This is a genomic window from Blautia sp. SC05B48 (assembly GCF_005848555.1).
Lineage (GTDB): Bacteria > Bacillota > Clostridia > Lachnospirales > Lachnospiraceae > Blautia_A.
Genome location: NZ_CP040518.1, coordinates 2,403,941 through 2,423,486, shown reverse-complemented (window position 1 = coordinate 2,423,486; position 19,546 = coordinate 2,403,941). Strand labels below are relative to the sequence as shown.

16 protein-coding genes and 1 pseudogene are annotated in these 19,546 nt (G+C 39.1%); 6 read left to right on the top strand and 11 right to left on the bottom strand.

Annotated elements, in window-relative coordinates; genetic code table 11:
* Positions 1-92: 92 nt before the first annotated feature.
* Both EYS05_RS11160 and EYS05_RS11155 read left to right on the top strand, forming a co-directional pair.
* Positions 93-1,025 (top strand): diacylglycerol/lipid kinase family protein, encoded by a 933-nt coding sequence (locus tag EYS05_RS11160; protein WP_138277185.1) that lies wholly within the window; start codon positions 93-95, stop codon positions 1,023-1,025.
* 73 nt (positions 1,026-1,098) lie between these two features.
* Positions 1,099-1,788, top strand: a complete 690-nt coding sequence (locus EYS05_RS11155) for a phosphatase PAP2 family protein (RefSeq protein WP_118513062.1) — start codon at positions 1,099-1,101, stop codon at positions 1,786-1,788.
* A 24-nt stretch (positions 1,789-1,812) separates the two neighbouring features.
* Here EYS05_RS11155 and EYS05_RS11150 read toward each other — a convergent pair whose 3' ends face one another.
* The 3 genes from EYS05_RS11150 to sfsA are packed head-to-tail and all read right to left on the bottom strand — an operon-like array spanning position 1,813 to position 4,574.
* Positions 1,813-2,829: a glycosyltransferase family 2 protein gene (locus tag EYS05_RS11150; protein ID WP_118608576.1), complete on the bottom strand. Its 1,017-nt coding sequence runs from the start codon at positions 2,827-2,829 to the stop codon at positions 1,813-1,815.
* The gene (gene mutY, locus EYS05_RS11145) at positions 2,826-3,881 is read right to left on the bottom strand and encodes an A/G-specific adenine glycosylase (RefSeq protein WP_138277184.1); all 1,056 of its coding nucleotides are present in this window, start codon (positions 3,879-3,881) and stop codon (positions 2,826-2,828) included. Before mutY ends, EYS05_RS11150 begins: the two co-directional genes overlap by 4 nt.
* A 12-nt stretch (positions 3,882-3,893) precedes the next feature.
* Positions 3,894-4,574, bottom strand: coding sequence for a DNA/RNA nuclease SfsA (gene sfsA / locus EYS05_RS11140; protein WP_138277183.1), 681 nt, complete (start codon positions 4,572-4,574; stop codon positions 3,894-3,896).
* Positions 4,575-4,761: 187 nt separating this feature from the next.
* Here sfsA and EYS05_RS11135 point away from each other — a divergent pair, with 187 nt between their 5' ends.
* Positions 4,762-5,382: an HAD family hydrolase gene (locus EYS05_RS11135; protein ID WP_118513058.1), complete on the top strand. Its 621-nt coding sequence runs from the start codon at positions 4,762-4,764 to the stop codon at positions 5,380-5,382.
* Between the two features lie 2 nt (positions 5,383-5,384).
* The gene (locus tag EYS05_RS11130) at positions 5,385-6,743 is read left to right on the top strand and encodes an MATE family efflux transporter (protein WP_174235861.1); all 1,359 of its coding nucleotides are present in this window, start codon (positions 5,385-5,387) and stop codon (positions 6,741-6,743) included.
* Between the two features lie 81 nt (positions 6,744-6,824).
* Here the strand turns inward: EYS05_RS11130 and EYS05_RS11125 are convergent, their stop codons facing one another.
* The 8 genes and pseudogenes from EYS05_RS11125 to EYS05_RS11095 all read right to left on the bottom strand — a co-directional run bounded on the left by EYS05_RS11125 (position 6,825) and on the right by EYS05_RS11095 (position 16,891).
* On the bottom strand, positions 6,825-7,124 hold the full coding sequence (locus tag EYS05_RS11125; protein WP_118608580.1) for a DUF3784 domain-containing protein: 300 nt from the start codon (positions 7,122-7,124) through the stop codon (positions 6,825-6,827).
* An 82-nt stretch (positions 7,125-7,206) separates the two neighbouring features.
* Complete coding sequence (locus tag EYS05_RS11120; protein ID WP_243119085.1) at positions 7,207-8,841, bottom strand: L,D-transpeptidase family protein; 1,635 nt, start codon at positions 8,839-8,841, stop codon at positions 7,207-7,209.
* Positions 8,842-8,967: 126 nt separating this feature from the next.
* Positions 8,968-10,320 (bottom strand): MATE family efflux transporter, encoded by a 1,353-nt coding sequence (locus tag EYS05_RS11115; protein ID WP_138277182.1) that lies wholly within the window; start codon positions 10,318-10,320, stop codon positions 8,968-8,970.
* 588 nt (positions 10,321-10,908) lie between these two features.
* A complete protein-coding gene (locus EYS05_RS11110; protein WP_138277181.1) occupies positions 10,909-15,003 on the bottom strand; it encodes an NACHT domain-containing protein in 4,095 nt (1,364 codons plus the stop codon).
* Between the two features lie 186 nt (positions 15,004-15,189).
* Positions 15,190-15,675 (bottom strand): hypothetical protein, encoded by a 486-nt coding sequence (locus EYS05_RS11105; protein WP_138277180.1) that lies wholly within the window; start codon positions 15,673-15,675, stop codon positions 15,190-15,192.
* 1 nt (position 15,676) lies between these two features.
* Complete coding sequence (locus EYS05_RS11100; protein ID WP_138277179.1) at positions 15,677-16,153, bottom strand: tRNA (uracil-5-)-methyltransferase; 477 nt, start codon at positions 16,151-16,153, stop codon at positions 15,677-15,679.
* A 27-nt stretch (positions 16,154-16,180) separates the two neighbouring features.
* Positions 16,181-16,441, bottom strand: a pseudogene (locus tag EYS05_RS18210) (DUF6431 domain-containing protein).
* A 141-nt stretch (positions 16,442-16,582) separates the two neighbouring features.
* The gene (locus tag EYS05_RS11095) at positions 16,583-16,891 is read right to left on the bottom strand and encodes a helix-turn-helix domain-containing protein (protein ID WP_138277178.1); all 309 of its coding nucleotides are present in this window, start codon (positions 16,889-16,891) and stop codon (positions 16,583-16,585) included.
* A gap of 196 nt (positions 16,892-17,087) precedes the next feature.
* On the opposite strand from EYS05_RS11095, the gene EYS05_RS11090 reads away from it, so the two are divergent.
* Both EYS05_RS11090 and EYS05_RS11085 read left to right on the top strand, forming a co-directional pair.
* Positions 17,088-18,512: an HNH endonuclease gene (locus EYS05_RS11090; RefSeq protein WP_138277177.1), complete on the top strand. Its 1,425-nt coding sequence runs from the start codon at positions 17,088-17,090 to the stop codon at positions 18,510-18,512.
* Between the two features lie 76 nt (positions 18,513-18,588).
* Positions 18,589-19,437: a hypothetical protein gene (locus EYS05_RS11085; RefSeq protein WP_138277176.1), complete on the top strand. Its 849-nt coding sequence runs from the start codon at positions 18,589-18,591 to the stop codon at positions 19,435-19,437.
* The last annotated feature ends 109 nt before the right edge of the window (positions 19,438-19,546 follow it).

Here is a 19,546-nt window from a genome sequence, read left to right as displayed (position 1 = left end):
GTAAAATATAGAAATCCTTAAGAAATTTTAATTTGTAAAAGCCAAACGTCAATGTTATGATAAAGCAGAGAGTTGTTTGGAGGTTTTTTATTATGTATTCTTTTATTGTGAATCCCAATTCAAGATCCGGTGAGGGGCGTAATGTCTGGAACCGGCTTCGCAGCATCATGGAAAGTCAGGGGATCTCATATCAGTATTTTCTCACAGAATATGTGGGACACGCCACAGTACTGGCACAGAGGATCAGTGCCGCCGGAACACCGGAGGATCCGGTAACTCTGGTAACTGTAGGTGGTGACGGCACTATTTACGAAGTACTTACCGGGATCATTGATCTGTCTTCGGTTGTTTTTGGATTTATTCCGGTCGGGTCCGGCAACGATTTCTGCCGCAGTATGGGCCTGCCTTTTGATCCTTTTGAAGCGCTTCGCTCTATCCTTGAAAACAGACGGACCATTTCCATGGATGTTCCTGTGCTACATCTTGGCAGCCATTCCTACCGTTTCGGCATCAGTGCAGGAATAGGCTACGATGCAGCAATCTGTCAGGAAGTTCTGATCACACCTGGCAAAAAATTTCTCAACCGTCTCCATATGGGTAAACTCATTTACCTTATGGTGGCACTGAAACAATTTCTTTTCCTCACCCCGTCCCCGATCACGTTAACGCTTGACGGGAACAAGCCACAAACCTTCAGCAGGACCTGGTTTGCGGCTGTAATGAACCAGAAATATGAAGGCGGAGGCTTTAAATTCTGTCCGAACGCCAGTCCGGAGGATGGTTTACTGGATGTGATCGTTATTGAAGGAATCTCCAAGCTGAAAATGCTGTTCTGCCTGCCGAGCGCTCTCTGGGGAAAACATACCCACATTCGCGGTGTACATATTTTACAGTGCAGGAACGTACATATTACAAGTGCCCATTCCCTTCCTGTGCATAAAGACGGAGAATCCGGCGGAATCCAGCGTGAATTTTCTGTGACCATTGAAAAGAAACCTTTAAAAATCATAATGCCTGTGTTATAGTAGCAGGTAGATACTTAACAAAAAAGAAGCTTAAGGCTGACATCAGCCATACCTCAAGAAAAGGAGCGGCAAAATGTTGAGTAAGATAAAAAAATACAGGCACGGTTTTATCATAGCGATCTATTTCGTTGCCTATCTTATCCTGTTTGGATATCTGGAGCACCGGCCTGTACGAGCCTACCATGTTGTACATACTGTTTTTGATGATATGATCCCGTTCTGCGAGATTTTTATTATTCCGTACCTTTTGTGGTTTCCATATGTGATAATGACGGTTGTGTATTTCCTGTTTCGCAATAAGAATAAAAAGGAATATTTCCAGCTGATCTTCAACCTGATGATGGGAATGACGGTTTTCCTTGTTGTTTCCTACATCTATCCGAACGTTCAGCATCTCCGTCCTGCAGTATTCCCCAGAAGCAACATCTTTACACGACTGGTGGCTGAGATCTATCGGACAGATACTCCCACCAATATCCTGCCAAGTATCCATGTATTTAATTCCTTGGCTGTTTATTTTGCCATTCATCACTGCCAGGCACTAAAAGACAGGAAATGGCTCCGGCGAGGAGCTCTGATCCTTTCAGTTCTGATCATCCTGTCCACCATGTTTATCAAGCAGCATTCTGTGATCGATGTATGCCTTGGTACCACACTGGCACTGTTCGGCCATCTCCTGTTCTATCCACAGAGAGTGGATGACTACGAGGAACAGCGCTCCCTATCCCGTATGCGTAAGAAGAAGCCGGAACAGAATTTATAAAAAAAGCCCCGTTGGGGGCTTTTTTTAATTAAATCCATAAAACTTCTGACAGATCTTATACGCTGCCACAAACATCTTTCTTCCACCTCTTCCGGGAAGATTGGACACTCTTCCGAAGAGACTTCTCCGAAGCTTCCGATACAGTCCCATATTCTGGTCCTTGATGTAATCCTGCAGCTCCTGTTTTTTATCCAGGCATTCCTGCGTTGCAGCTCTTACCAGCATGATCGAAGAAACGGTTGTGATGATATCCAGATAGCTGAACATATAAGCACGAAGTCTGCGGTTGCTCACATTAGCCTTCAGATAAGCGTCCACCATCAGTTTGTTTACACGGATCTGCTGATCGATACGCTTGATCATCACTTTCTCATTGACAGACTGATCATCTCTTCCAATAAAATACCGATAGAAATTCACATCCAGATAATAGAGATTTTTCACATAGGGAAGCGGCTCAAACGCAAACAGGTTATCTACGTAGAACGTATGCTTCGGAAGCTCCATTCCACAGTCATGGAGAAGTTTTGTACGGTATATCATGGAATGCATAAGGAGATACTGGCCTTTTTTCATGTGGCGTACCTCATCCCATCCGAAAATCTGGTTTGTCGGAAAACAGTGTCTGTACTGCATGACCTTTTTGCGGGTAGCTCCCTGCTTCTCATAAACGAAATTACTGATGAGAAGATCCACAGTCTCAGCCCCACGTGTCAGTTCATAAAGTGTTTTCAGGACCTCATAATAGGCGTCCTGATTTACCCAGTCATCACTGTCCACAACCTTGAAATAAAGTCCTGTTGCGTTTTTGATTCCTGTGTTGACTGCCTGTCCATGGCCGCCATTTTCCTGATGTATGACTTTTACAATAGTTGGATATTTCTCGGCATAATCGTCTGCGATCTCGGCAGTACGGTCGCTCGAGCCATCATCTACAATGATGATCTCCACTTCCTCTCCTGCGATCAGCAGGGAATTGATGCATTTTGACATATAAGCCTCTGAATTATAGCATGGTATTGCTACGCTCAAAAGTTTCATGTGTTTTCCTCCTTCATATATCTGGTGTATGCGCGAAACGCAGATGGTATTGCATATTTTTTATCGGATTCACTCTTATCCACAAACAGAAACTCCCCTTGCGGTGCTTCTTCCAGAGAGGATACAGCGATGCGATAAGCACACATCCTCCATTCAATATGGGAAAAAATGTGCTTCGCATCTGGCAGTGCTTCGATCCGCAGTGGTTCCAGCCCCATGGCTTTTACCCGGGCAAGTGCTGCCTTCTCCGTCAGATGGCCTTCCACATTTGGAAGCTCATAAAGGCCTGCCAGAAGTCCTGTATCCGGACGTTTACGGATTGCTGTGCCTGCTCCGTCCTGGATCACAAGGACTGTTCTCTGTTCTGTCGTTCGGGATTTTTTTGGTGCTTTTACGGGAAGTTCTTCTACAGTGCCATGCTTTCTGGCAAGGCAGAAATGCCCCAGCGGACATTCTTCGCACTTTGCTTTTCCGTTTGGAACACAGACTACAGCTCCCAGCTCCATCATAGCCTGGTTGAAATCCCCGGGTCTGTCCTCTGACATCTGCTCTGTAAGGTCATTTTCCACCGATTTCCGTACAGACTGTTTCATGATATCTCCACGGTTTTCGGTAAGTCTTGCGTATACCCGCAGCACATTTCCATCTACTGCAGGGACTTTCTTTCCGTAGGCAATGGACGCAATGGCACCTGCCGTATATCTTCCTATTCCTTTTAACGAGAGAAGTGTCTCAAAATCCTCAGGGATCCTGCCTCCATATTCTTCCATGACATGAACAGCCGCTTTCTGCATGTTGCGGACACGGCTGTAATAGCCAAGGCCTTCCCACAGCTTGATGATCTTCTCTTCCGGCGCCGCCGCAAGGGCTGCTACATCCGGAAGTTCCCGGATAAAGCGCTGAAAATAAGGTTTCACAGCTTCCACCCGGGTCTGCTGGAGCATGATCTCAGATACCCAGGTATAATAGGCATTGTCTTTATCTCTCCAGGGCAGGATCCTTTTGTTTTTATCGTACCATTTCAGAAGGGGTTCTGCAATGTTTTCAGGCATATCGTTTCCTTTCTATAATCTTACCGGTATCGGATCACAGATCTTTATGGAATCTTCCGTTACGGCACAGTCATAGGCCAGGATGTGGACACCGGCATCTGCTGCCGCCTTAAGTGTTTCTCCGAATTCCGGATGTGTCTCCCGGTTTGGTTCAAAATACCTTACATCCTTCATCTGGATCACCAGAAGAAGATACGCCTCATAGCCGTCAGCTGCTGCATGCATAAGCTCCCAGAGATGCTTGATCCCCCGTTCTGTAGGTGCGTCCGGAAAGCGCACGATATTATTTTCTTCCAGGGTGACGCCTTTTACCTCGATAAAAGCCTTTCGCTTCCCGGATTCCACATACAGGTCAAAACGGGAGTTTCCATATGTCTTTTCTCTCCTGACAGTCACTTTCTCCGGAAAAAGATTTCCGGCTGCCACCCACTCTTCTGCTGCTTTATTTGGGGCCTGGGAATCCATATTGATCCAGCGGCCCTCCTTGTTCACACTGATCAAATCGTATTTCGTTTTCCTGGCAGGATTATCACTCTTTTCCAGGATCACTTCTGCTTCCGGAACAAGAAGCTCCCGGCATCTGCCTGTATTCTTCACATGGACCGTTTCCAGCTGATCCCCGATCTGCACATGAGCGATAAAACGGTTAGGTCTGTCTTTGAATATACCTCTGATCGTATTCTTATAATTCATAGTTTTTCCCTCGTAACCTTTACTATAACATAAAATCTTCAAAAGCGCAGTTGCTTTTTTTTCTTTTCTCATATAGAATTGTTTTGATGTTACTGAGAATGGAATGAACAGTAACTTGTTTTTGTACTATGTCCGGTACAAAGGGTTGCATTTTTTACATATCATAGTTTTTGGGGAGGTTTTTCTGATGGACAGTATTATTTTTGATGTTGACGGTACGCTCTGGGATTCCACTGGGATCGTAGCTGAGGCCTGGAGCGATTACCTTATCCATACGGAGCACATGGATACCGATGTAAGCGCCAAACGACTGATGGGGCTTTTTGGCCAGCTGCTGCCGGATATCGCAAGGGCTCTTTTCCCTGAGCTTCCGGAAGCAGAACAGCTTCGTATCATCGACGGCTGCTGCCAGGCAGAGCACGAGGCACTGCTTCGCAAATGTGCTCCGCTGTATCCGGATCTTGAGGAAACACTGAAGATTCTTTCCAGCCGTTTTCCTCTTTTTATCGTCAGTAACTGCCAGGCCGGATATATTGAAGTGTTCCTGAAATCCACAGGCTTCGGACACTATTTCAAGGGCCATCTCTGTCCCGGTGACACCGGCATGGCCAAAGCGGAAAATATCATGAAGATCCGCGAGGACAATAATCTATCCGATCCGGTTTATATCGGTGATACCTTAGGAGACTTTAATGCCTGCCGGAAAGCAGGAGTTCCTTTTATCTTTGCCGAATACGGTTTCGGGCAGGTGGATAAACCGGATTACCGGATCACCAGGCCTTTTGACCTTACGGAGATATGCAGATGAGTATGAAAAGATCAAAATCCATAGACCTTACTTCCGGTCCGATCTTGAAAACGCTTTCAGAGCTTGCTCTGCCAATCATGGCATCTTCCCTTCTTGGAACTGCCTATAATATCACAGATATGGCCTGGATCGGACTTCTGGGCTCCAAGGCAGTTGCCGGTGTCGGTGTGGGCGGCATGTATGTGTGGCTTTCCCAGGGACTGGTAGCCCTTCCGCGAATGGGCGGACAGGTAAACACAGCACAGTCCTGCGGCCGGAAGGATTATAAAGAGGCACGTTCCTACGCGGCCAGTGCCCTGCAGATGACCATTCTGTTCGGTCTTTTATTTGCTGCAGCAAGTATTATATTTCTTGATCCTCTGATCGGATTTTTTAATCTGACAGACCCGGAAGCATATTCTTCTGCCAGATCTTATATGCTGATCACCTGCGGACTGATCATTTTTTCCTTCCTGAACCTGACTCTCACCGGACTTTTTACAGCCCAGGGAGACTCCAGGTCTCCGCTGATGGCCAATTTTCTTGGACTTGTGGGAAATATGTTCCTGGATCCGCTCCTGATCCTTGGCATTGGACCTTTTCCACGGCTTGAAACGGTAGGTGCTGCCATTGCCACAGTAACTGCACAGTTCCTGGTTTTTGCAGTGCTGTTTTTCCGGATCTTTACTTCCGGGCTGGAACCAAATGTACTTCGTGAACTTCATCTTTTTTCACGTTTTCCGGGAAAATTTTATAAAAATATCTTCCGCATTGGTTTTCCAACCGCTATCCAGAGCATGATCTACTGTATGATCTCCATGGTACTGACCAGAATGGTTTCCGCCTTCGGTGCTGCTGCCATTGCTGTCCAGCGTGTGGGCGGACAGATCGAATCCGTTTCCTGGAACACCGCGGACGGCTTTGCCTCTGCCTTAAATGCTTTTACCGCACAGAATTTCGGTGCAAAAAAATACGACCGCATCCGCCATGGCTACCGTATTTCCTTTGGTATCCTGACAATCTGGGGCCTTATCATAACTGCAGCCTTTGTGCTGCTCCCACGCCCGATCTCCGGTTTATTTTTCCATGATCCGGAATCCCTTGGGATTTCTGTAAATTACCTGATCATCATCGGCTTCTGTGAGGCTTTCATGGCCATTGAGCTGATGACCATCGGTGCACTGTCCGGCCTTGGTATGACCAAGCTCTGCAGTATCATCAGTATTATCCTGACAGGGGCCAGAATCCCGCTTGCCATGCTGCTGACTCATGCAGGAATGGGACTTAATGGTATCTGGTGGGCACTTTCCCTTACTTCCATCGTAAAGGGAATCATCTTTACTCTGACATTCCGACAGACCAGCCGAACGAAATTAAAATAAATACAGACAGAAAAACTCCCCGCAAATACCGGAGCCTGATCAGACAGGTTACCGTTTCACGGGGAGTTCTGATATTTTTGATCATTTTTTGATACATTTTGTTCTGAGTACAAACAGAAATACCACAAGTATCACAAACAGAATTACTACATAGGCGATCTTTGCTGCTACACTTGTGGTGAATGCGTCAACTCCTGTAGCCACTCCGATAAGTATCAGACAGATTCCTGAAGCCTTTTCCATTTTTTTCTCATCATACTTCTGGTTTCTGGCCTGTGTGTTTCCGCCTTTCATAAAAATGGAACCGTGTCCGGTAAAAAGCATAAAGCCTACTACCAGTGCTGCGATTGTAAGTATAAAGCTGAATGACTGATCAAACATAATATTTTCCTCCTGCTAAAGAACAGGAGCCACACACCGGATCACCGGCTGGCTCCTGTTTGTTTTTTGATTACAGATCCGATCAATAGAAACAGACGATCGGTACATTATACTGGATAATGTTGTAAAGCTCTCCCGCTTTATCCGGTGGCATATTGATACAGCCGTGGGAACCTCCGGTCAGATACCGGTCGCCTCCAAAATACGGCTGCCAGTCTGCATCATGGAATCCAATGCCTCCGTTAAACGGCATCCAGTAGGTTACCGGCTGTTCATAGGAATAGGTTCCGTCTGCTTTCTTGGTGCCACGGAGCACATCCGGGCTCTTCTTATAGTACAAGGTGAAGATTCCAGGAGGTGTTTTTCTCTCCGGATCACTTGCAAGTCCGGATACGATATCTGATTCAAAGATCACATTTCCATCCTGATAATACCACATATACTGTTCTGTAAGGTCCACTTCAATGTAGGTATTTCCCAGATCATTCACACCATAAGAATTGGCTCTCATGGAATAAACCGGCTCTCTGGTCGTCTGAGCCCCGGACTGGATCTCCTGGGTAAGCTGTGCCACCTCTCCGTCCTGATCGATTTTCCAGCCATATGCAGAACCGGAAACCGAAACAGTTCTTCCGCTTGTTGTCTGGAACTGACGCTCTGTACCTACTGTATCATGATCCGCAGCAAGCTGTGCCACATAATCCACGATATGCTGTTTGAAGGATGCATCATCCTGGATCAGCTGCCCCTTTTCGCCAAACTGCAGCCAGTTTTTGATGGTGCTTCCATCAAGTGTTACTGTCTCATCTCCAAATGTGTAGGTGATGCTTGCCCTCGCAAAGTTATTATATGCATCCACCGTTGCCTGCAGATCTGCATTGTCACTGGTCACATCTGCCTTCACATAAGCATCCGGGTTACTGCCAAGATCTACTTCACCTTCATCGCTGCTGATAGCATCACTGATCATCTGATAGGCTTCTTTTACCTTCAGCTGACTTCCCTCTGTATCCGGCACGATCGTAAATTCGGAATCATTAAAGCTTACGTACGCGTTCTCCGGTGCTACCTGATTCTCTTTCCGGGCACAATTCAGTCCTTTCACTTCTGTCTCCAGCTTTAACTTGTCAAAAGCAGTCTGCTCACTGGCCGTGTAAGTCGTCTTTTCAAAAAATCCTTTCACCCATTCGTAGGGCTTCTGCTCTTTCAGAAGCTTCAGAACTTCACCACTGGATATATAACGATAATCAATATCCGCTCCCTCTATGGTCTGCGTATCCTGATTTCTGGCCTTTACCTGGATGGAATAGCCTTCCATTTTTTTTGCGATTTCCTGCTCCACCTCATATGCAGTCCTGTTGGAGCTGTCAATCCCGTTGATCGTTGTGCCCTCAAAGAAATGACTGGTGTAATAATAGGATAATCCTGCATATGCACAGCCCACCACTACAAAAACCATGGCAGCGATCATTCCGGTCACCTTCAGTGCCTTATGCTTTTTCTTTTCGGGTATAACGATAGGTTCAAATTCAGATTCATCGATAGGTACGTAGGTGATTTTCCTTGGCCTTGCTGATTTCGAAGGTCTTGCCGACTTGTGAGCAGCTGATCTGTCTTTTTTATTTTCAGGATGAGGCTCTCCTACAGTATCACTGACGATCTTTGCCATGGCATCATTGATCCTGTCCTCGATATCCCTCTTTTCATCGTTGCTCATATTTATCCACCTCTATGTTCATGTGCCTTCAAAAAGGCACCTTTCCATTGATACTTTCTGGTCTTACTCACCAGCCTTTTCATTATATCATACTTTCCAGAAATTGCATCTCATTTCATGTTTTTTTTATAACTTATTTGTACCGTACAGCTTCCGCGCCATATCTTTCATAACATAGAAGTACATTACCCAAAGGAGCACCGTCGCAAAGATCCAGGCCACCGGACTTGCAAGACAGGTACCGATATAGCTGCTTTTTCCGGCCGCAATGGTAGCGGTGATCCCTCTTCCTGCAAGCTCAGCCACACCGGCCATCATAGGAAGAAGGCCATAGCCCATTCCCTGGATCCCGTTTCGCAGCACATTGACAAAATACAGAGGAATAAAAAACAATGCCACACATTTTACATAGATTGCTACCATAGGAAGTACTTCTCCAATGTTGTCTGAGATAAACAGATATGCGAAATATTTTCCCGCAAAGAGCAGAAAACCACCAACAACAACAGAATATACAATTCCTATAAAATGCGAAGCTCGAAAACCTTCCCGCACTCTCTCAAGCTTTCCGGCTCCGATATTCTGTGCATTGTAGGTAGCGCTGGCAGTTCCCTGTGCCACAAATGCCTGGGTGAAGATCTGCTCGATCTTACTTCCTGCTGTAAACGCCGCCACCGCATAGGAGCCAAGCATATTTAAGGCGGACTGTACCATCATGGTTCCGATCGCCGTGATAGAATACTGCAGTCCCATTGGGATTCCCACACCGATCTGTTTGGCTGCGAGGTTACGTCTGAAATACCAGTCTTCTTTTTTCATACGGAGCTCCGGCACAAACTTCCAGATATATACCAGACATAAGACTCCAGAAACTCCCTGGGAAATAATGGTAGCCCAGGCTGCTCCAGGTGCTCCCAGTTTAAACACGATGATAAATACAAGGTCAAGCACAATATTCAGCATTGCAGACAAGATCAGAAAATACAGTGGTACCTTACTGTTTCCCAGTGCACGAAGAATACTGGCCAGGATATTATATAATGCCTGGGCAAAAATCCCTCCGCAGATGATCATAACGTAAGCATATGCATCCTTGAAAATATCATCCGGCGTGTGCATAAATTTCAGAAGTGCATGCATACCTGTCATGCTGACTGCTGTCATCACTGCCGAGATCAGCGCTGTCAGGATCAGTGCATTTCCCACGGTCTGACGCATCTCATCCATTTTTCCCGCACCGTACTTCTGTGCAGTCAGTACGGTAAAACCGGCAGTAAGTCCCAGAAGAAAGCCTATGATCAAAAAGATGATAGTTCCTGTTGAGCCAACTGCCGCCAGTGCCTTTGTTCCTACAAATTTTCCTACAACCACCGCATCTACCATATTGTAGAACTGCTGAAATACATTACCGATAAATACCGGGATCGTAAATCCCAGGAGCACTTTTACCGGTTTTCCCTGCGTCATGTCTGTTTTCATGAAATCTTCCTTCCCCCCATTTAATTTGATCGTTCATAAACTTTGTGCTGCTTTTTGTTATTCTTTTTATTATTCTTTCTGTAACTTTACAGTTACTCAAAAGTTACCTGTTTTTATGTATCAGAGGGATTATAGTTGAAATGGAATGATTTTACAAGATGATTTTGAAATTTTTTTTCATGTGTGGAAACAGAAACAATCGGATAAAAAAAAACCGGCAGATCCGTAAAAATCTGCCGGGATTCCGTGATGTTTTTGAAAAAGTTGACTATCCTCGAAAGGACAATTCAAATTATCCTTATTCATTTTTCTCAAATCTGCTCCCTTTGCTGATTTCAGCAATCGGGAAACTAAATAAAATCAATATTTTATTTGAAAATCACCGTGTTTTCGGGGTTTTTACTATGTGGGAAAATTAAAAAACCTTGGGATATGAGTAAAATTCCCATATCTCAAGGTTTAATTTTTTCAGCTGGACGCTAATCATTTTTACCTTTTTCAGGATAATGAAGTTTGCCCTTTACATAGTATAAACCTTGCTATGATATTATAGCTAATTTTTATACAAATTTCAATGTTTTATCGCTTTTAATCATACAGCAAAAATTCCACACAATTAAGCATTATATTAAATGTTCTTATGCATATGTTCTTATTTTTCATTTCTCCAAATACCTTAATTAGTTCACTAAAGCCATCATGACCACCTCCCTGCTCCAGAAGATATCTCATCATACTTCCTTTTGCTTTCGGATTTTGTAATGCTGCCACAACCGTCATCCAAAAATTCATGCCATTTGCTGAACCATTTATAGAACTAGGATAATATTGCTTTTTCATCAGGTTCAAAATATCATTTATATTTCCGTTTAAATCAATGCATTTTTGTACAAGCATCTGATTGCTTTCTAAATTGTCAACTCTGATTTCTTGATTCATTTTTTCTATAAACGCTTTTAATTCATCAATGGATTTTACCTTTTTGATCTCATTCAAGCTGTTCAGTTCATTTCTTTTTTCTACAGAATCAAAACTATATTCTTTAGCCTTGTGTACATCATTTTCCATATCATATTTATTACACAAATCTACATAAATTTCATATTCCGCAGAACCTAGTTCTTTCTCCCATCCTTTCTCCTCTAAATGTTCTAATTCTTCACACACCTTTTTAAAACATTCATTTTTTTCATTTTCCGAATAAAAATCACACGTTGCAAGATAAAGATATATTCTTATTTTGTAGTCATTTCCTTCTTTTCCTAATTTACCAAAATAATTGTCATAAGAATCTACCATATTATAGAGAACATTCTCAATATCTTCTATTTTTCTACCTCTATATGCCAATCCTTCAGCAAATCGAAAATGGATTTCATTATAAATCCCTATCTTTCCTTCTATTTCTCTATAATAATATTCAGCCATTTCAAAATCATATTTTAAGAGCATTTCTATAAGTTGTCCATGAACATCATTATCTATATGATATATATCCATTTTATTTGCAATTAAAACAATTCGATCTAAATACTCTTTCAATTGTTGTTCCGAAAGCCAGTTATTTTTAAGAAGTTCCTCCAATCCTTCTAATAGTTTGTAATCTCCAATAGTATCTTTTCTTTCATTCATACGTAGCATTCCATTGCAAATTCCTTGCAATAATATTTCACAGGAAACTTTCTCATCAATTTCAGAAATAATAAATGCTAACATAAACATTACATCACTTGTGCTTTCGTAGCCTATATCCCGATAGTTTTCAGGATCATTCAACACCTTTAGTACAGAATTAGTTGCTAATTTTTTAAATCTGTTCAGATTATGTAACTTCATCATATGATAAACTATATATAATCCACCGTTTTTCATATTATAATTTAAATAATCCATTGTTCCTTTGATCAGAAGATCATCGTCTGAGCATACAGCTAACGCTTTGCCTAATAAAATCCGTATACAATAAATCGCATTCGATTTTCTATTCAAATAATCTCTTACCGCACTAACAAATCCTGAAATTGTAATCTTATTTTCCAACAGACTCATGTATTTCTTATACGCCTCAATATATTGTCTCATACTCGAATCGATCGGAACAATATCTATTAGATCATCAAATATTGATAAAATAAATCCAGTCGCATCAGAACATTCCTTCCAAAAGACGGAAGTTTCCCTAAAAGGATTTTCTTTTAAATAAGAAGACACTTCCGTTTTTTCAATCTCTGATAATGTACCTCCTAGCATTTTTTTCATGCTTAAACATAATGTTGTTCCTAACCCTGATCCTTCTATAACGCAATTCAATTTTTTAGTAAGAGCTTCTTCAATTTCAGAATTTTCATAAATTATAGGTAAGCACTCTGCTTTCACTGCTGCAAATATGAATAAACTTATTTGATTCATACTCATTCGTGAAATAATCTCCGTACATTTCTTTGGATGAAAAAGCAATAAATTATAATAGAATCCTCTTGCAGCATGTATTTCTGTACCTACATATTCTTTCATGATTGAATCTATTTCCCCATTGACATTCTCAATAAAGAAATCTGCATATTTATCTATACTCTCGCTATAGATAACGGTTTCTATATAAAAAATACTTTCCCACACTAAATTATTTTCTTTATTTGATGTAGTGTTGAAGAGAATTCCTTTTTCCATACAAATTTCTTTAAACTCATCATATTTCGCCAGCATTTTATTCAACCATTCATTCTTTTGGAACTTATGTAGTAATGAAATAAGAAGCACAAAATTCAAATAATATTGGTTGAAATCTGAATTGTATTTTGGTTTATCATTTTCTCTGGCGATAGAGATTAACTTTTCTGGCATCAAAGTAAAGAAATTAGAAATCGGAAGACTACTATCTTCTACTAAATTTTGAAAAATGTGATCTGGTAATGCAGCAATCGCATAAACAATCCAAATCGACCAATAGTAAAAATTCTTTTCTACTCCCCATGCCTTATCATTTCCCATATACACATTAAATAAGCCTGCTTCAAAAGATAAGGGTAAATCTTGATTTTTTATCGCCTTACTGTGCAAATATGGGATCAACATATTATCAAATAAATCCTGATTTATTATAATCTTTTTTTCTCGCAAGTAATTCATATTCTTCTGTATTTTATTTTCAATAGACAAAAGAGTGAAATACTCCAAAAATCGTCTATGACGATATGCATATGTCTGCATGTTATCTGTAATTGACGAATCAAAAAAATTATCTGCCAAATATCCAGCAATTTCATTTACTGATTTATAATCACACCTTGGAAATGTTTCACCTATTACTTTATTCAATTGCTGTTGATTAAAGCTAAATTGATCGTTCTCAAACAAATAAAATGCCAACTTTTTATTTAATTCTATAATTTCTGCTTCTTTTGGATTTGGTAAATTTAATGTATCTAAATTTTTTCTATGATGAATATCATCTAATGTAGCATTCACACTTAATTCCATCAGTTCGGGAAAAACATTCGCATCTGTTATTTGAAAAATATATTTCCAAAGCATCGCAAGCGTCAATATATCGGTTACATTGTCGTACAAATGAGGAATTTTTTTATGTAACTCCTTCAATCTCTCTGTCTTTTTTTCATCGTTCTTATTTTTAAAATATTCCTCAATTTCTTTCTGTTCCAGATTTTCAATTGTATATTCTGACACATCCGAAAATGTCGTTTTTAACACAATCTTATTATTACTCGACAATCTGCTAGATATAATAACCTTTTTGGTTGATTCTTTTTCCAGAAGTTCCTCGATAAATAATATTGTTCCCGTTATGGAACTGTTTGGAACTTCATCTAATCCATCAAGCAAATATATAAATTTATTATATTGATTATTAAGTGAATAGAAATTTTTATATGCATAAATAATATTCTCTAGTGAGTCCAACGACGTTTTGTTAAGGCTAACAAATATACATAATGCACCCGTTTCATTTATTACTTTTTGCTGTTCCTCTTCTTTTTCACATTCAAATCCACCATAAATATTAAATAATTTTCGCATACAAACACTTTTTCCCGATCCTGCTGCCCCAGAAAAAAGGTGCAATTTATATGCTGACTTCATTATTTCATTGCTGTAATCGCTTATTTTTATACTTTTAGTTTGCTTTTGCAATTTTAATTCAACATACTCTTTAGACTGCAACAATGTATTAAGTCTTATATCTTTACTATCAGATAATACTCGTATTGCATCTGTCTCACCAAAATAAAATTCTGCTAAATCTCGATTTTTCACATTATTTAAACTGATTTTAAAATTCTCTGGCAAAAACCATTCCACAGATACACCAGCTTTCAAACATCTTTTTTCTATAGCTTGTGCATTTTTACAGGATGTTTGCGCCTCTTGATTTAAATAAATAATTATATGCTTCAAATCCGAATAGTGTTCCAATGCCTTCCCTATAGATGAAGCAATATTATTATAATTTATTTTTTTATCAAAAAATTTTGATTGAAAGCCCCAGTATTCTCCATTTGAATCTTTCACCGGCTCTGTTTCCAAACCAACTTGATTAAAGTCTGTCCGAATTCCTTCTGTAATATTAAATTTACGGCAAAACAAAAAATAACACAATGTTTCAAATGCTTCTGTTGCTTTTGGATTCTTTATTTCAAACTTTTTCCAGTTAATTTCCCACATATTAGTCACTTCCTTTTAAATACAAAACTCTCGTTTTTAGCATATATTTTATAGTAACATAAATAACTATACCTTTCTACTAAATCCTTGCTATAGCATTCAATATACCTATCCTTTCGCTCCTAACATTAAAAGGGCATACCAACACTGGCACGCCCTCCCTTGTATTATGCTATTTATTTATAATTAGTTCATCTCTCGAATACGAATATGGAATTCACAAGTTCCTTCATAATGTCCTGCTGATCCCTGCGCATCTGGACGTTTTCCCCAGAATATCATGCTGCTTTCCATAGCTCCTTGCATAAACTGTGCAACTATAGGACTTCCGTTATAAGTAAGATCTGTATTAGACGTTACAATTTCCATATCCATCGGTGCTGCTTCCATATTATTTTTATTCGTCATTTGAACTGTTGGATCTGTATACACTTCTACAAGCTCATTTGATTTTATATCCATCATATTTGATGTGAGCTTATTTTCTTGATTCATGTTGATAGTAGCTGGAATAGATACTATATATGTGCTGTCGATATCGTAAGTCATTGTAGAGGTTGCTGTATCGCCAAATCCTCCATCTCCAAAAGAACCTATGTCCTGTGCATATGCTGTAGTCGATCCTACCACTAGCATACCCATACAAAGTATTGCCGTAAAAACTTTTTTCATGCTATTGTTCCTTCACTGTTAATTTAAAACTTACTACTGCGCTATTAAGCTGCGTTCCATCCTCTTTGTAACATTGGTACAGGAGTTTTCCGGCATATTCTCCAATATTCAACGGCTCATTTAGTTCAATATCATAATAACCATCATTTGGTTTAATGTAACCGGACTCCCATATTTGGCTATCATCTGCATAAAGTTTCAGCTTGAATAAGCAATCATTATTCTCTGGATTGTACAAGTTAACTTTTTGAGTTGTTTGATTTGCATAAAATACAAGGGTTTTAAATCCAGGAATTTCAATTTCTTTATTTTCCCCGTTACTCGGTAAGTCTTGATTTCCCTTCCAATTTTCTGCCAATTCATCAATTGGCAATAAAGGATTATCTATTTTTCCTTGCCGACCAAAGAAAAAAATGAATGCAAAAAGCAGTAGTAACAAAAAACAAACTATAATAAGGATAGATTTTTTTCTTTTCACAATGACACCTCCCAGGTTCATATCATATCAATCTGCTATCTCCTTGTCATTGCAGAACGGGTGTGTCCAACGATAGATTGTGCTTTGATCCATAATATAATAATCGCATTTTTCATTTACAACTATGTTTATAGCATTTCTTGAATATCTTTTGCGTGGAATTATGCAATCTGGTAATTCTAAGTGAATACTTTTGCATGTACTACATTAAAATCTCCTCAAACTAAAAATATATTTTTCTCCGCATTCATCTAAAATTATTCTTTTCCTGCTATCTCGCACTTTCATTTTTTCATTACAATCGGGGCAAGCATTACTTTCCTTCGTTTCTATATAATAGTAATTTTTTTTAATATAATTTCGTAATCCTGTCTTACAATCATATCTTCTCCCATAAAAAAAGAGCCTGAACAAACAGACTCTAATCATTTACTTATTCTTTTTCCGCAATGTATCAATCATATTTTCAATTATAGAAATTTCCTGCTTTGTTAATCCGCTTACATCAACCATATTGTCTGGTGACTTTTCCCTACCAAATAAAAAATCTATTGTCACATTAAATTCATCCGCATATTTTATAAACGTATCTGGCGAAGGTGCTCTTGTCGATTTTTCATAGTAATTTATATTCGATTTGGAAAGATGGAATATATCAGCCAACTGCTGCTGTGTGTAGCCTTTTTGCTTTCTTAATAATCTGATGCGCTCCTGAAAGCCACATTGATTAAAAGTCATCCTCTTACCTCCTTTCCGATAAATACTAATATTTATTATTTAGTTCAAAGATCTTGGACTAACATGTTGACTTAAGTTTATCACCAGATTAGAATTAAATAGTACAGACATAAGCACCATTGTTCTAACATACGCACTTTTTAGGCAAGATAGATTACTAAGCTATCAGCACAAATATGTAGGGGAAAACAGGGAAATGTATAATCAATTTCAAAAAGAACTATATTTATCAGAAATATCAAATTTTAATTCTCAAAGGTCAACGCAAAGAATTTTCAATGCTTCTGAATCCTTAGAGAATTATTATCAAAAGGATATCTGTGACTTTAATAAAGAAGAACTCATTGATTTTTTTGCCCAGAAAACAGGTACAAACGATATTGCTTCTGATAAAAGTTTATTAAAGACATATATAAATTGGTGTATTTCCAATGGAAAAACCATTTTTAGCATCAATTATATAGATCGGATTCATTCTTATGACATAGATAAAAGAACTATATTCCGTGAAAAATATTTATTAAATGGAAATGAATTAGATGACATGCTCAATATTGTTTACGAGGGAATTGATAGCTCCGAAAAAACAGTTGCGGCATCCAAAGAGTTAATCATACGTCTGTGTTATTTAGGATTAGAAAATGAAGAAATTGTACAATTAAAAAAAGAAATGGTTGATTATGAAAACCACATTATATTTAGTGCAATATATCCAGGTTTAAAATATTCTGCTAACGACAAAGTATTAGAATTATGTAAATATTGTTCTGAGCAAACAGAATATATTCTTTCCAAAAGTAATGGTCAAGTCTGCCATGAACCACTTTGTGATAATGATTATGTTATTCGTCGAAGAATTGGTACAGTAAAAAATAATATTTATAATGAACCCTTACGTTTTGGACATGTAATACATAAGATAAAAGAATTTTGCAACGAATATGAAAAAAAGAGCGGAAAAAAGAAGACCTTAACTGCTGATAAACTCCGTGATAGTGGTTTATTCCATTTAATTCACTCTGTAAACGATAAAGAATCTTTTTTATATAATGATTTAACTACAAAGCTGTTGCTAAAAGATCCCGATTTATCCCCTCGTAACCTGAGAGACAAAATAAATCGAATCAAAAAATCTTACGAAATATGGGTAAGAGCTTTTGAATATCCTGAATTTCAGTTCCAGCAAAATCGTCATACACTTAAAAAGCCAGACATATTTGAAGAAATATCGCAGATCTACGAGAAAGAACGTGATAAGGCAACAGTTACACAAGAACACTACACAAGAAATCAGCAAATCATTTCACGCCTAAAAAAAGAATATGGTTTTCGCTGCCAGCTCTGTCAAAAAAATAATTACTTTAACATAGAAACCTTAGACGGATATTATGTAGAAGTTCATCACATAATCCCTAATTCCGAAGGTGTGGACGAAGAAGGCTCTTTAGACCGTCCAGGAAACATGATTGTTGTGTGTCCGAATCATCATAGATATTTACATTGGAATAAAGGTGGAAATTATAAGCTGCAAAAAGAAAATGATTGCTTATATCTTGCTAATGATTCAGATAAACTTGCGATTATAACCGATCTGCATTTATCTAAATACAATAATTTATAAAATGTACGCTTTTTTCTTATAACTTAGAAAGTAATCCGTACAAACACGAGTATATACTAATGAGGTAAATAATAACATGCACAAAAAATCTTTTCTTTATTTTTTTATATTTTGTATAATCATTTCTTTGTCTGGATGTGGCACTTCTGATGCAGATTCAACACCAACAGATGTTGCTACTTCTGTAAGCGAAACTTTTTCAGAATCTACAGCCGACACAACTGCCACCGAAAGTAAAAATGAAATGATTGCATCTTCTGAACCTACTGCCGATCCCGAAGTAGAACTCACCATTCCTGATTTACCAGATGATTTTATTGAATGTACGAAATACATTGGTCAAAATATTTCTGAAATCGGACTAGATTTAACCCAATGGGATTCTAAATCATTTATTCAAGGTGTTGGAAAAAGTTCTTTATATAACAATACTGGAACTGTTTCCATTTTCCTCGGATGGGATAATTCAACAATCACTAATATTACTCTTTCTCTTGATGATAACGAATATATTCAGGGCGATGAGTATTCTAATATAAGTAATAAATTAGAAGAGCTATTCGGTGAAGCTATTCCCGTGTCAGACGGTATAACCAATTATCAAGGAAAAAGCGATTATGCCTTCAGATTACTTAGAAACGGAGCCGGTATAGCTTGGAATACAGAGAAACAAGAACAGTTTGACAAATCTAAGCCTAAAAATAATGAATCCAATGAAAAAGCGACTACCACAGAAGAGCCAAAGCGTGATCCCGAAATCGGAATGACCGCTGCCGAAGTAAAAAATTCCACTTGGGGTGATCCTTCCGATATAAATAAAACCACAACCAAATACGGTGTCAGAGAGCAATGGGTATATCGCTCATCCTCTAAAACTAAATACATATATCTGGAAGATGGACTTGTAACTGCAATTCAAGAATAAAAATTGTTCGAGATCAAAATTTTATATAGTAGACTAAGATAGACCTCGTAGCAGATTGTTCACGCCTAGATGCACTGCAAAAATGTAATTATATCCCCCGATATAAGAG